General features: G+C 66.5%; 13 protein-coding genes. 11 read left to right on the top strand and 2 right to left on the bottom strand.

Annotated features, from left to right (window positions below; translation table 11 throughout):
- Positions 1 to 139: 139 nt before the first annotated feature.
- Positions 140 to 952, top strand: coding sequence for a cyclase family protein (locus ASG64_RS10925; RefSeq protein ID WP_056073550.1), 813 nt, complete (start codon positions 140 to 142; stop codon positions 950 to 952).
- On the top strand, positions 949 to 2382 hold the full coding sequence (locus tag ASG64_RS10920) for an MmgE/PrpD family protein (protein WP_082518392.1): 1434 nt from the start codon (positions 949 to 951) through the stop codon (positions 2380 to 2382). The genes ASG64_RS10925 and ASG64_RS10920 overlap by 4 nt, the downstream gene beginning before the upstream one ends.
- Here the strand turns inward: ASG64_RS10920 and ASG64_RS10915 are convergent, their stop codons facing one another.
- Together ASG64_RS10915 and ASG64_RS10910 are read right to left on the bottom strand one after the other, a co-directional pair.
- Positions 2383 to 3201, bottom strand: coding sequence for an HpcH/HpaI aldolase/citrate lyase family protein (locus ASG64_RS10915; RefSeq protein WP_056073547.1), 819 nt, complete (start codon positions 3199 to 3201; stop codon positions 2383 to 2385).
- Positions 3198 to 3995, bottom strand: coding sequence for an IclR family transcriptional regulator (locus ASG64_RS10910; RefSeq protein WP_056073545.1), 798 nt, complete (start codon positions 3993 to 3995; stop codon positions 3198 to 3200). The genes ASG64_RS10915 and ASG64_RS10910 overlap by 4 nt, the downstream gene beginning before the upstream one ends.
- Before the next feature lie 244 nt (positions 3996 to 4239).
- On the opposite strand from ASG64_RS10910, the gene ASG64_RS10905 reads away from it, so the two are divergent.
- From ASG64_RS10905 to ASG64_RS10865, 9 genes are read left to right on the top strand one after another with little or no spacing between them, the layout of a single operon-like run.
- The gene (locus ASG64_RS10905) at positions 4240 to 5460 is read left to right on the top strand and encodes an ABC transporter substrate-binding protein (RefSeq protein ID WP_056073543.1); all 1221 of its coding nucleotides are present in this window, start codon (positions 4240 to 4242) and stop codon (positions 5458 to 5460) included.
- Complete coding sequence (locus ASG64_RS10900) at positions 5457 to 6440, top strand: branched-chain amino acid ABC transporter permease (RefSeq protein WP_082518391.1); 984 nt, start codon at positions 5457 to 5459, stop codon at positions 6438 to 6440. Before ASG64_RS10905 ends, ASG64_RS10900 begins: the two co-directional genes overlap by 4 nt.
- Complete coding sequence (locus ASG64_RS10895) at positions 6437 to 7474, top strand: branched-chain amino acid ABC transporter permease (protein ID WP_042573813.1); 1038 nt, start codon at positions 6437 to 6439, stop codon at positions 7472 to 7474. Before ASG64_RS10900 ends, ASG64_RS10895 begins: the two co-directional genes overlap by 4 nt.
- Positions 7471 to 8190 (top strand): ABC transporter ATP-binding protein, encoded by a 720-nt coding sequence (locus ASG64_RS10890; protein ID WP_200933460.1) that lies wholly within the window; start codon positions 7471 to 7473, stop codon positions 8188 to 8190. Before ASG64_RS10895 ends, ASG64_RS10890 begins: the two co-directional genes overlap by 4 nt.
- Positions 8187 to 8891: an ABC transporter ATP-binding protein gene (locus ASG64_RS10885; protein ID WP_042573811.1), complete on the top strand. Its 705-nt coding sequence runs from the start codon at positions 8187 to 8189 to the stop codon at positions 8889 to 8891. The genes ASG64_RS10890 and ASG64_RS10885 overlap by 4 nt, the downstream gene beginning before the upstream one ends.
- Positions 8892 to 8919: 28 nt before the next feature.
- On the top strand, positions 8920 to 9552 hold the full coding sequence (locus tag ASG64_RS10880) for a hypothetical protein (protein ID WP_056073539.1): 633 nt from the start codon (positions 8920 to 8922) through the stop codon (positions 9550 to 9552).
- Complete coding sequence (locus ASG64_RS10875; RefSeq protein ID WP_056073537.1) at positions 9549 to 10916, top strand: FAD-dependent oxidoreductase; 1368 nt, start codon at positions 9549 to 9551, stop codon at positions 10914 to 10916. Before ASG64_RS10880 ends, ASG64_RS10875 begins: the two co-directional genes overlap by 4 nt.
- Positions 10917 to 10928: 12 nt before the next feature.
- On the top strand, positions 10929 to 12395 hold the full coding sequence (locus ASG64_RS10870; RefSeq protein ID WP_056073535.1) for a dihydroorotase: 1467 nt from the start codon (positions 10929 to 10931) through the stop codon (positions 12393 to 12395).
- The gene (locus tag ASG64_RS10865; protein WP_056073533.1) at positions 12392 to 13579 is read left to right on the top strand and encodes a CaiB/BaiF CoA transferase family protein; all 1188 of its coding nucleotides are present in this window, start codon (positions 12392 to 12394) and stop codon (positions 13577 to 13579) included. The genes ASG64_RS10870 and ASG64_RS10865 overlap by 4 nt, the downstream gene beginning before the upstream one ends.
- The last annotated feature ends 1 nt before the right edge of the window (position 13580 follow it).

Here is a 13580-nt window from a genome sequence, read left to right as displayed (position 1 = left end):
TGGCGTGCGGGGCGGTCAAGATAACCGCCGTGAAACCGCTGCTCCTGTTAGTCTGACTGCCATCGGAACCGCTGCGTCAGCGATTCCGCTCAGCGGAACAGGAACCCCGGTCGGCTCAGCTAGAGGAGATACACAGCTCATGTCGGACAGACTTCTCGAGGCCGTCACGGCCGGTATTCGTACGGTGGATCTCGGTCGCCAGCTCCGCGTGGGCATGCCGCAGTCGCCGAACCACCCGCAGTTCTGGCACACCCTGCCGCGTCGGCACGGTGACATGACGCGTGCCGACGGCGGAAGCGCGGCGAACGACATGATCACCACGGGCACGCACGTCGGCACCCACATCGATGCCCTCGCTCACGTGTCGCACGACGGCAAGATGCACGGCGGAGTCGACGCGGTCGAGGCCGGGATCGGCGGCAAGTACGTCGAACTCGGGGTGCACACCATCGCCCCGATGATGCGACGCGGTGTCCTGCTGGACATCCCGAGCGTCCGAGGCGTCGATCGTCTGGAAGGCGGCGAGGAGATCACCGTCGACGACCTCGAATCCGCCTGCGCTGCCGAACAAGTCGAGATTCGTGCCGGGGACGTCGTCCTCATCCGCAGTGGATGGGCGCAGATCTTCGACGAGGGTCAGCCGTATGTGGGGGGACCGTCAGGTGTTCCCGGAGTGAGCGAGGCCGGCGCGACGTGGCTCGCGGCCCGCAGCATCCATGCAGCGGGTGCGGACACCATCGCCTTCGAGAGGCTCGCTCCCGGCGGCGGCCACGCGCTGCTGCCGGCGCATCGAGTGTTGCTCGTGGAGAGTGGCATCTACATCATCGAGGCTCTCGACCTCGAGGAGTTGGCACGCACCCGGACGTACGAGTTCACGTTCGTCCTGGTGCCGCTCAACATCTTCGGAGCAACAGGCTCGCCGGTCCGTCCGCTCGCGGTGGTGTCGGCATGACGGACACCACGCTGGCGCAGCATCTGGCACGATTCGCCGTCGACTCGACCTTCGATTCGCTGCCGACGGACGTCGTCGACAGCGTCGGCCTGCGAGTCCTCGACACTCTCGGTATCGCCGTCGCCGCGACGGAGCTGGAGACGAGCAAGGCCGCCATCTCGTGGGCCACGGAACAAGGCGGCAACGCCGTTGCCTCCGCCGTCGGTGTGCGGGAGAAACTCCCCCCGACGCTGGCCGCGTTCGTGAACGGAGTGTTGGCCCATTCGCTCGACTTCGACGACACGCATCTTCCGTCGGTGCTGCACCCGAGCGCGAGCGTGGTTCCGGCGGCACTCGCTGCTGCCCAGCACCACGGTGCGACCGGCCGTGATCTGGTGCGCGGCATTGCGATCGGCCTCGAGGTCTGCGTGCGCCTCGGCATGGTGGGCTTCGACCCGGAGACCAAGAATTCCGTGTTCTTCGAGCACGGTCAACATGCGACGTCCATCTGTGGAGCCATGGGTGGCGCCGTCGCCGCGGCCGTCATCGGAGGCGCATCGGCCGACGGAATCGTCGACGCGCTGGGTATCGCCGCGTCGATGGCAGCCGGCATCATCGAAGCCAACCGCACGGGTGGCACGGTCAAACGCCTGCACTGTGGATGGGCGGCGCACTCCGCGGTGTCCGCCGCCGGGCTGGCACGCCACGGCATCACCGGCCCCCCGACCGTGCTGGAGGGCAGGTTCGGGTTCTTCCAGGCGTGGCTGCACCAGTCGGGTCGCGGTGAGGAGATCACGGACGGACTCGGTGACCGCTGGGCGGCACCCGGCATCTTCTTCAAGCCCTATCCGGCGAATCACTTCACGCATGCGGCCATCGATGCGGCTGCGGCACTGAGGAACCGGGGCATCACCCCGGACGACGTACGCCGGTACGCTCTGGGGGTGCCGGCCGCCAACCTTCGCACCATCGGTGAGCCCATCGAGGTGAAGCGGACCCCGCAGACGGGATACATGGCACAGTTCAGCGGCCCGTACGCCGTGGCGGTGGGAATGCTCGGCGGTGGGGGACTCGGAGCAGCTCTCGACGACTACACCGATGAGAAGGCGACGTCGACGCAGCGGCGAGAGATCATGGCGCGCGTCGACGTCGTTCCCGACGAACGCTGCGATGCGATCTTCCCGCATCAGTTCCCGGCTGTGCTGACGGCTCATCTCCACGACGGCGCCACCGTGGTCGAGGAAGTCCTGACCACCCGTGGAGGGCCGGACCGACCGTTGTCCTTCGACGACGTACGCGCGAAGTTCACCGCCAACGTCACCGGGTTACTCCAGGATTCGGCGGCAACGGACTTCGCCGCCCTGTGCGCCACACTCCCCGGCATCACCGACGTCGGAACACTTCTCGACCCACTTCGTCGGCTCGAGCCGGCCGCTCGTCCGTCGAGCTGATCAGGCGCGGGCCAGGATTTCCCTGGCCCCGCGCACGACGGCCTCGTCGACGAACCTGCCGTCGTCGTCGACAGTTGGACCTCCGGCCGCGGCGTCGAACAGTTCGACGAGGCGCGCCGCCCGACGCACGTCGTCCGGTGACGGTGTCAGGGCGGCGTTGATCACCGGGACCTGTGTCGGATGCACCGCTGTCCGGGACCGGAAGCCCATGTCGACGAACTGCTGGGTGGTGGCGACGAAGGCGTCGAGATTGCGGAAGTCTGTCGACGTGGGCGCGATCGGTGCGTCGAGACCCGCTGCGGCGCAGCCGATCACCACATCGGTGCGTATCGCGTCGACGACGTGACGGGTGGTGTCGCCCCGGGTGATGCGCAGGTCTGCGAGAAGATCCACCTCACCGATTCCGAAAGTCTGCACCCGTGGTCGGGACGCCATCGACGGGATGTCGCGAAGGCTCGCTGCCGTCTCGATGAGCCCGACCAGCGCGATGTCGGTGCCGGCCAGCAGGTCGTCGGCGTCGGACAACGACGTAGCCGAACACTTCGCGACGATGATGCCGGCGACTCGGGGCCTCGCAGCCGCGGCGAGATCCTGGCGGAGAAATTCGGGAGTCACGCGAATCCAGATCTCGGCGCGCGCGTCGGGTCGTGTGTCCAACCATCGGGAGACGTCGGCACGTGCAGTGTCCTTGTGGGTGAGCGGAACTGCGTCTTCGAGGTCGATGATGATCGCGTCCGCGGGGCCTGCCGCGGCCTTGTCGAAGAGGGCCGGTTTGACGGCCGGCACGTACAGGAAGGACCGGGGCACACGACGCGTCATCGGGTAGCCCTGGCCTCGAGGCTCTGCGTGATGGCATGCGCCGCGGCGAGTACCTGACCTGCGTGGACGGTGTGATCGTCGTCGGCCGTCGAGGAATAGCGGAACGCGGGCCCGGACGAGCTGACCGACCCCAGGACGTGGCCCGCCGCGTCGAAGAACGGCGCGGCGATGGACGCGGCGCCGGTGTTGCGCTCGTTGATCGAGGTGCCGTAGCCGATGTCGCGGATCTCGGCGAGCCGCGACAGGAAAATCGAGCGGTCGGTGTCGGGAGTGGTTCCGCTCAGTTCCTCGAACGCCTCGTCGGCATAGTGCGGGGGGAGGAAGGCCAGGATCGCGCGACTCGATGCACCGGAGTGCAGCGGATACTGGGGTCCGATCTCGACCACCATCTTCACTTCCTGTGGGCTCTCGTACTGGTCGAGGTAGACGCGTCTGTGCCCGACGAGGACGGACAGCGTCGCAGTTTCCCGCGTCTCCGCGCGCAGGCGCCGCAGAATCGGTGCGGCGATGGACCTGACGTCGAGTTGGCTCCACGCCTTCGTGCCCAGGCCGATGGCGGCGGGCCCCAGCGAGTACGTGGATTCCCCGGTCACCGGTTGGACGATGGATCGGGACGAGAGCGACTGCAGGATCCGGTGGACGACGGCCTTGCTCAGGTCGAGGCGGCGGGCCAGTTCCGAGACCCCCAGTGCGCGATCGGACTGGGAGAAGGCGAGCAGGACGTCCGCGACTCGATCCGCGGATTCGGTTCCGGTGGACTCGAGTACGACCTTCGAGCTGGGAGTCGGTGCCATATGGCTAACCTTCCACATCGTGCGAACGCCCGCGCGGCTTCGGAGCGTTCCGCTGAGCGAACCATACCCGTAACAAGAAAGTCATCAAAGAGCCTGTTCTGACCCAGTGAGCCGTGCCATACTCAGGTGCAAGGGGGATCAGGTGCCACTTCGGTGGTGCGCTGAGCGGAACACAGAACGCGTCCTTTTGCCACACGGTTTCTTTGAGTCGTCGCCACGGTCGGCGCGGAAGGCAGATCCAATCATGAGAAAAGTCGTAGGCGTTCTCGCCGCGGTAGCCCTACTGGGCACCGCCGCATGCGGATCCTCCTCGGGCTCCGACGGTTCGGGTCCGATCAAGATCGGAGCCGTCCACCCCACCACGGGCGCACTCGCCGGAGTCGGTGGGCTGATGAACGACGGTGCGGCACTGGCGGTCGAGGACATCAACGCGGCCGGCGGGATCGCGTCCATGGACGGTCGCACGCTCGAGCTGGTGACGGGTGACAGTCAGGGAAAGGCCGAGGTCGGGCAGAGCGAAGCGCAGCGGCTCATCGACGACGGCGCCGTGGCCCTGGTGGGCACCTACCAGAGCGACGTCACGCAGAACGTCGCCTCGGTCGCCGAGCGTTCGCGCGTCCCGCTGGTCATCGACGTCGCCGTCGACGACAAGATCCTCGATCAGGGCTACCAGTACGCGTTCCGGATCCAGCCCAATGCGTCGAGCATGGGCACGGACGGCGCGAAGGCGCTCGCCGCGATCGAGAAGCAGACCGGTCAGGCCATCGACCGAGTCTCCTACCTGCACATCGAAGGGTCCTTCGGCGACAGCGTGTTCGACGCGTTCGAGAAGGAAGCCGCGAACCAGGGCATCTCGTCGGTCCAGGAGATCACCTACCCGGCCACCAACTTCTCCGACGCCACCACCCAGGTGCGGGAAGCGGCCGTGTCCAACCCGGACGTCATCGTCGCCACGGGGTACTACCCGGACGGTCTGCTCATCGCCAACGCGGTGCAGCAGCTGAACGTGAACGTCAAGGGCGTCTACGGAATTGCCAACGGCGCGTTCGACGACAGCTCGTTCCCCGCTGCCGCCGGTGCCGCGGGTGAGGGCGTGCTGTCGGCGAACTACCACTTCGACGCCACCAGCGACCGCGTCAACGACATCCGGTCGCGGTTCGAGGAGAAGTACGGTCGCCCCATGGAGACGGCAGCCATGCTGTCGTACCAGGCGGTCGAGGTCATCGCCGCAGGCCTGGACGACGGTGCGGATGCAGACCCGGAAGCGTTGCGCGAAGCCATCTCCGGCGTCACCATCGAGGATCCGTTGCTCGCCTTCTCCGGTCCCATCCAGTTCGACGAGACCGGCCAGAACACCAACGCGACGGTCATCGTCATGCAGGTGAAGGACGGTCAGGTCGCCCAGGTGTTCCCGGACGAGTTCGCCACCGACGCGATCGAGTTCCCTGTCGGAGCGGGCCGGTGACGGTAGTCGCCGAGGGTGCCGCCGCGGAGAAGAGCCACCGCGCAGTGAATCCCGGCGTCGCGGTCGGAGGAGCCCTGGTGATCATCCTCGCCGTCGTCTTCTTCGTCGGCGGCAAGGATCAGGGTCTGGTGGGTCAGGCCATCGTCTCCGGGCTGCTGCTGGGCGGCGTGTACGCGCTGATCTCCGTCGGACTCACGCTCATCTTCGGTGTGCTGGGCATCGTCAACTTCGCCCAGGGCGCCATGCTCACGCTCGCGATGTACATCGTCTACGCACTGTCGACAGCCGGGTTACCCGTCTATCTGGCGACGCTGCTGGCAGTGCCGGTGATGTTCGTCTTCGGCATGGTCGTCCAGGCGACGCTGCTGACCAAGCTCACCATCGGCGGCAGTCACGAGGGCCCACTGTTGGTGACGCTCGGACTGTCGCTGCTGATCATCAACGTGTTGTTGATGGTTTTCGGTGGACGCCCCAAATCCGTTGCGGCACCGGTCGACGGCTCGCTGTCGATCTTCGGGACGGTCGCGGCCTGGCCGCGGGTGCTCGCCTTCATCGGTGCTGCGGTCGTCGCGATCGCGCTGAAGTCGGTGCTCGAGCGAACACGACTGGGGTTGTCCATCCGCGCTGTCGCGTCCAACTCGGAAGGCGCCAAGCTGGTCGGCGTCGACATCGGCCGGGTGTACGCGTTGACGTTCGGTATCGGCGCGGCCTGTGTCGCGGTGGCCGGCGGGTTGATGACGCCGTTCACCTCGCTCACGCCGTCGGTGGGTGAGCAGTTCACGATCCTCGCGTTCGTGATCGTCGTCCTCGGCGGGCTGGGCAGTGTCGTCGGAGCCATGGTCGGGGGCATCGTCATCGGCCTCGTACAGACCGTGGGTGCGCTCTACCTCCCCGGTACCGGCTCGCTGATCCTCGTGTTCGCGGTGTTCGTCATGGTGCTCTTTCTCAAGCCCGAAGGATTGTACGGAGGACGCCGATGACCACCACGACACCCGCATCCGCGCCGCCGGAGACTCGTCTGAAGGACACGTGGCTCCGTCGCCAACTGCTCACTCTCGTCATCGGTTTCGTCGTCGTCGCTGCGTTCCCGCTGGTGCTGGGCGAGCAGGCGCAGACCGTGGCCGTGCGGACCCTGATCTTCGCGGTCATGGCCGTCGGCTGGAACCTCATGAGCGGGTTCGGCGGAATGTTCAGCTTCGGCCATGCTGCGTTCTTCGGCATCGGCGCGTACACGGGGGCCTACCTGCTCGTGGAACACGGCATCTCGCCGTGGATCTCGATGCTCGTCGCCGCCGTGCTGTCCGCCGCCGTGGGCACGCTGATCGCGTATCTGTGCCTGCGCTACCGGCTCGCCGGATCGTATTTCGCCCTCGCGACATTCGCGTTCGCGCAGATGTTCCTGCTGCTGGTACAGAACCTCGAGGTCTTCAACAAGACCGAGGGCTTCAATGTGCCGATCCTGCCGCGTGATTCGTGGTGGATGCTGCAGTTCGAGAAGGGCAGTCCCAACTACATCTGGATCCCGCTGGTGATCCTGGCGCTGGCCGTACTCGGCACCATCTTCTACGTCCGCTCGCGGCCGGGTCAGTACGTGCAGGCCATCCGTGACGACGCCACCGCCGCAGCCTCGTTGGGCATCGACACGATGAAGTACCGCTTGATCGCCGTCGCAGCGAGTTGCGCGCTGACCGCCGTTGCCGGCGTGTACTACGTGCAGTACTACTTCTTCGTCGGACCGGAGCAGGCCTTCGGGTCCGCGGTGTCCGTGGAGGCCATCGTGCCGGCCGTCATCGGCGGCATCGGCACCATCTGGGGACCGGTTCTCGGCGCCGCGGTCATCGGACCGCTGTCGGAGCTGATCAACCAGCTGCTGCGGAACCCTCCGGCATTCCTCGAGTTCCTCCAGGGCTCCATCGGTCTGGATGTGGCCGTGTACTCGGTGATCCTGATCCTGATCGTGATCTTCCTGCCCAAGGGGATCTTCGGCACGATTCGCGAGAGGTGGCGCAAGTGAGCGTCCTCAGTATCGAGAATCTGAGCAAATCGTTCTCCGGCATCCACGCGGTGCGCGACGTCAGCATCGACGTCCCGGACGAGCAGTTCCTCGGAATCATCGGCCCCAACGGGGCCGGGAAGACCACCCTGTTCTCCCTGCTGGCCGGCGAGCAGCCGCCCACGTCGGGACGGGTGATCTTCGACGGCACCGACATCACCGGATGGCCTGCGGACAAGATCGCGCGTGCCGGCCTGGTGCGCACATTCCAGCTGATGCGGCCGTTCGAGTCGATGTCGGTTCTCGAGAACGTGACCATCGCCGCGCTGTCGAAGCGCAAGTCCCGCGGCGATGCTCGTCGCCACGCACTCGACGTCCTCGATCGGGTGCAGCTCTCCGATCAGGTGGGCGGCAAGGTGTCGACCATGTCCACTGCGGGACTCAAGCGTCTCGAGTTGGCGCGAGCACTGGCGATGGAACCGCGCGTCGTGCTTCTCGACGAGGTTCTGGCGGGACTCGTTCCGGCAGAACGTGCTCCGATGATCGACCTGCTGCGGTCGCTGCACAGCGGCGGGCAGACAGTCCTGTTCGTCGAACACATCATGGCTGCGGTCATGGCCCTGTCGGAGCGTCTCGTCGTCATGCACGAAGGCGCAGTTCTGACGGCGGGGGATCCACGCACCGTGATCGAGGACCACCGCGTCGTCGAGGCCTACCTGGGTGAGGAGAGCGCATGATGCTCGAGATCGACGATCTTCACGCCGGCTACCGACGGCTCGAGATCCTGCACGGCGTCACGATGCATCTCGACAAGAATGAGATCGTCTCCCTCATCGGCGCGAACGGTGCCGGCAAGACGACTACTCTGCGTGCGCTGTCGGGCCTGGTGGCACCGTCCAAGGGACGGATCGTGCTCGACGGCACCGACATCAGTGGCAATCGCGCCGACAGAATCGTCAAGTCCGGTCTGGTGCACGTCGCGCAGGATCGAGCCCTGTTCGGCAGCCTGCCGGTGTCGGAGAACCTCGAGATGGGTGCCTACACCCAGAAGCGCGGCTCAATGAAGGAGTCGCTGGACCGAGTGTTCGAACTGTTCCCGATCCTCGCGGAACGACGGACTCAACGCGCGGACACCATGTCCGGCGGTCAGCAGCAGATGCTGGCGATCGGTCGCGCGATGATGTCGAAGCCGCGGGTGCTCACCCTCGACGAGCCGTCGGTGGGTCTCGCACCCAAGCTCGCTGCCGAGGTACTCGACGCCATCGTGCGCATCCGGGAAACCGGTGTGACGGTGCTGATCGTCGAGCAGAACGCAGCTCAGGCACTCGCGATCTCGGACCGTGCCTATGTCATCGAGAGCGGAACCATCGTGCTCACCGGTACCGGTGCAGAGCTCGCCCACGACGATCGTGTCAAGGCGGCGTACCTCGGCATCTGATGCCGCATCTCTCGTCAGGAGTTTCCCCGTGCGATTGCTCGCATACACCCCCATCCACGTCGACTTCACCGAGTTCCGCCGCCGCCAGGAGCGTTACGACGCCCTGAGCCCCGCCGGACTGACCGTCGTCCTCCGCAACATCGGTCCGGACGCTCCCCGCGCTCTCGACACCGAGGCGGATGTCCGCCGGTCCGAGGCAGTGCTGACGGAGGCCTTCTCCACTGCCGACCTGGAGGGCTTCGACGGCTTCCTCCCGGACTGTGTCCTGGACCCGTGCGCCGACCGGTTCGACTCCTTCGCCCGGCCGATGTTCGGCCTGTCCCGGCTGACCGCGTCGTTCTACGCATCCCAGGGTCACCGCATCGGCGCACTCGCGCGGAACGGGGCGATCGCTGCGGAGTTGGACCGTCGGCTGGCCGGGTACGGCATCGATGCCGAACCGACCACGGTCATGGACCTCTCGTTCGACGACATCGCCGACTCACAGGCATGGGCCGATGCGGTCACCGTTCACGCACAGCGGCTGTCGAGTTCGGTAGCCATCAACGCCTGCTCCGCGGTCGATCTGACGGGACCACGCACCCGACCTCTGGTCGTCGACCCGACGGCTACCGCGCTGAGATTGCTGGCCTTGACCGCCGATCTCGAGGCGGCGGCATGAGCGAGGACGGACCCGATCTGGTCGTCGCGGGCGCCGGCGGAGGCCTCGTCGCGGCCCTGCGTGCCGCCGAGCTGGGACTCGACGTCCTGGTGGTCGAGGCCAGCGAACACTTCAAGCGGGGCAACAACACCGCGATGTCGACCGCCATGATTCCCGGTGCCGGATCGCGCTGGCAGGAAGAGGCGGGGATCGAGGATTCGCCGGCGATGTTCGTCGACGACGTGATGCGCAAGACCAAGGGTTCCGCGGACCGTGATCTGGCGCAGGCTCTGGCCGATGTCAGTGCGCCGCTGGTCGAATGGATGGCGGACCATCTGTCCATCCCACTCACGTTGGTGACCGACTTCGCATACCCGGGTCACTCGGCCCTGCGCTGCCACACCGTCGAGGGTCGACACGGCAGCATTCTGCTCGACCACCTGGTGCGGGCGGTGACCGAGAACCCTCGCATCGACGTGCTCTCGCCGGCGCGCCTCACCGACGTCGTCATCGAGGACGGTCGTGTCCGCGGTGCCGTCGTCACACTGCCCGACGGGACGACCGAGACGATTCCGACAGGTGCAGTCCTGTTGGCCACCAACGGGTACGGCGGCGATCACGACCGCGTCGCCGAGCATGTCCCGGAGATCGCCGACGCTCGGTACCACGGCAGCGAGTACTCGCGGGGCGATGCACTGGCTATCGGTGATCGGCTCGGTGCGGCCTCGGCCTACCTCGACTCGTATCAAGGCCACGCCGCGCTGTCGAAGAAGGCGTCGACCTTGGTCGGGTGGGCGACGATCATGCACGGCGGCGTCGTGTTGGACGTGACGGGCCGCCGCTTCGGAGACGAGACGACGGGCTATTCGGAGTACGCCGCCCATCTGGCGGCCCGGCCGGATTCCGAGGGCTGGATCGTCATCGACAAGGACATCCACGACAAGTGTCTGTCCTTCACCGACTTCCGCCAGACGGTGGAGTCCGGTGCCGTCGTGTGGGCGGACGACCTCTCCGCGTTGGCCGCCGCGACCGGACTACCCGTCGAGGCGGTGGTCGAGGAGATGGCGGCGGTGCAGCAGTACGCTCGCGGCGAGGCGCAGGATCCGTTCGGACGCAGCTCGTTCGAGCATGAGCTCACCGCCCCGTACGCCGCCGTACGCATCGTGCCCGCTCTGTTCCACACCCAGGGCGGTCTCGTCGTCGACGGCACCGCTCGGGTACTCCGCCCGGACGGCACGGCCATCGACGGCCTCTTCGCATCCGGGGGCGCAGCCATGGGCATCTCCGGTCACGGCGCCGCCGGCTACCTCGCAGGGAACGGTCTGCTCCCTGCCCTCGGACTCGCGTATCTGGCCGCCGGTGTCGCGGCCGACTCCCATCACTAGAGAAGGATTGTCATGACGAAGCTTCTGATCACCAACGCCCGAGTCGTACGTCCGGGCGCCGATCATCCCGAGGACGGCGCATTCCTGGACCTGCTCGTCGAAGACGGCAAGTTCACCCGGATCGAGGCCGGAATCGACGCCGCCGAGGCCGACACGGTCATCGACGCGGCCGGCAAGGTCGCCTTCCCCGGAGTTGTCGACGCACACCAGCATTGGGGTATCTACAACCCGCTGGGCGAAGACGCCTACACCGAATCCCGCGCCTGCGTGCAGGGCGGCGTGACCACGTCGCTGTCCTACATGCGCACCGGCCAGTACTACATGAACACCGGCGGCTCGTACGCCGACGTCTTCCCGACGGTGCTCGAGGCCACCGAGGGCAAGCCGTTCGTCGACTACGCGTACCACCTGGCGCCGATGTCGAAGGAGCACATCGCCGAGATCCCCTCGCTCATCACCGATCACGGTGTGACGTCGTTCAAGATCTTCATGTTCTACGGCAGCCACGGTCTGCACGGCCGCTCGACCGACCAGAGCGAATTCCTGATGACTCCCGAGGGCGAGCGCTACGACCTCGCTCACTTCGAGTTCGTCATGCGCGGCATCCAGGCGGCCCGTGAGCAGCTCGGCGACAAGGCGGATCACATCTCGCTGTCGCTGCACTGCGAGACCGCCGAGATCATGAGCGCGTACACCAAGCTCGTCGAGGAGGAGGGAACGCTCACCGGTCTCGCCGCCTACAGCGCCTCCCGGCCGCCGCATTCCGAGGGCCTCGCGGTCACCATCGCGTCGTTCCTCGCCGACGAGACGCAGCTGCCCAACATCAACCTGCTGCACCTCTCCTCCCGGAAGGCCCTCACTGCCGCGATGCGGATGGCGAAGGCGTTCCCGCACGTGAACTTCCGTCGCGAGGTCACCATCGGTCACCTGCTCGCCGACATCGACACCGCCTACGGCCTGGGCGGCAAGGTCAACCCGCCGCTGCGTCCGCGCGACGACGTCGAGGCGCTGTGGGAGCACCTGCTCGGCGGCGACATCGACTGGGTGGTCAGTGACCATGCCTGCTGCAAGGACGAGAAGAAGTTCGCCGAGGACCGCGGTGACATCTTCGCCGCGAAGTCCGGATTCGGCGGCGCCGAGTACCTGCTGCCGGGACTGGTCAGCGAAGGCCGCAAGCGTGGGCTGAGCTGGCGCCGTATCGCCGAGCTCACCTCTCTCAATCCCGCTCGCCGATACGGACTTCCGGGCAAGGGTGAGATCGCCGTCGGCATGGACGCGGACCTCGCCCTCGTCGATCCCGACCACACGTGGACCGTGCGTCCCGAGGACTCCGAGTCGACGCAGGAGTACACCCCCTTCGAAGGCTTCGAGTTGGGTGCCAAGGTCACCGACACATTCGTGCGTGGACATCGCGTGCTCGACAACGGGTCCGTGGCGGGGGAGCCGACCGGCCGCTACCTGCACAGGCCCTACAAGTGACCGGCCCACTCGAGGGAATCCGGGTACTCGACGCGTCGACAATTCTCGCGGGGCCGCTGGTCGCGCAGATCCTCGGTGACTTCGGTGCAGACGTCATCAAGATCGAGCACCCCACCAAGCCCGACGGGATGCGCGGTCACGGCCTGGACAAGGACGGCCACCCGCTGTGGTGGACCATGGTCAGCCGGAACAAGCGCGGAATGACGCTGAATCTCGGCAAGCCCGAGGGCGCCGAGGTGTTCAAGAAGATGGTCGCCGAGTCCGACGTCGTCGTCGAGAACTTCCGGCCCGGCACCTTCGAGAAGTGGGGACTGGGATACGACGTCCTGTCCGCGATCAACCCGGGCCTGATCTTGTTGCGTGTCACCGGCTTCGGTCAGACGGGCCCGTACTCCTCGCGTCCCGCCTTCGGCACCTTGGTCGAGTCGATGAGCGGCTTCGCGCATCTCACCGGCTCGGCCGACGGACCGCCGACACTTCCGGCGTTCGGGCTCGCGGATTCGCTGGCGGGCATCGCGGGATCGTCGGCGGTCTCCATGGCGCTGCTGCACCGGGTGAAGACGGGGAGGGGGCAGGAGATCGATCTCGATCTGCTCAGTCCCATCATGACGGCCGTCGGGCCCGGCGTCATCTATGCCGACCAGTTGGGCATCGATCAGGAGCGCACCGGCAATCGATCCAGCAACAACTCACCGCGCAATCTCTACAAGACGATGGACGGACACTGGTTGGCCATTTCGACCAGCGCCAACTCCATCGCCGAACGAGTTCTGAGGTTGGTCGGCCACCCCGAGGTGCTCGACGAGCCGTGGTTCGCCACCGGCCGGCAACGAGCTGCCCACGCTGATTTGCTCGACGGCTACGTGGGTGGCTGGATCGGGGAACGCACGCGGGACGACGTCATCGCGGCGTTCGAAGCAGCGGGTGCGGCCGTCGCCCCGGTGTACAAGCCGAGCGAGCTTCTCGACGACCCTCAGGTCAACGCCATCGAAATGGTAACCACGGTCGACGACGACGATCTGGGTCCCGTGCGGATGCAGAACGTCATGTGGCGGATGGGGGTGAGCCCGGGCAGCATCCGGCATACCGGACGTTCGCACGGAGCCGACACCGACGCTGTTCTCGGGGAGTTCGGATACAGCGGCGAAGAAGTGCGGTCACTCCATGACGCCGGCATCGTCTGAC

This window comes from Rhodococcus sp. Leaf247 (genome assembly GCF_001426185.1).
Taxonomy (GTDB): domain Bacteria; phylum Actinomycetota; class Actinomycetes; order Mycobacteriales; family Mycobacteriaceae; genus Rhodococcoides.
Note: the sequence above shows the minus strand (reverse complement) of the source record. Positions and strands in the feature narration are given on the sequence as shown.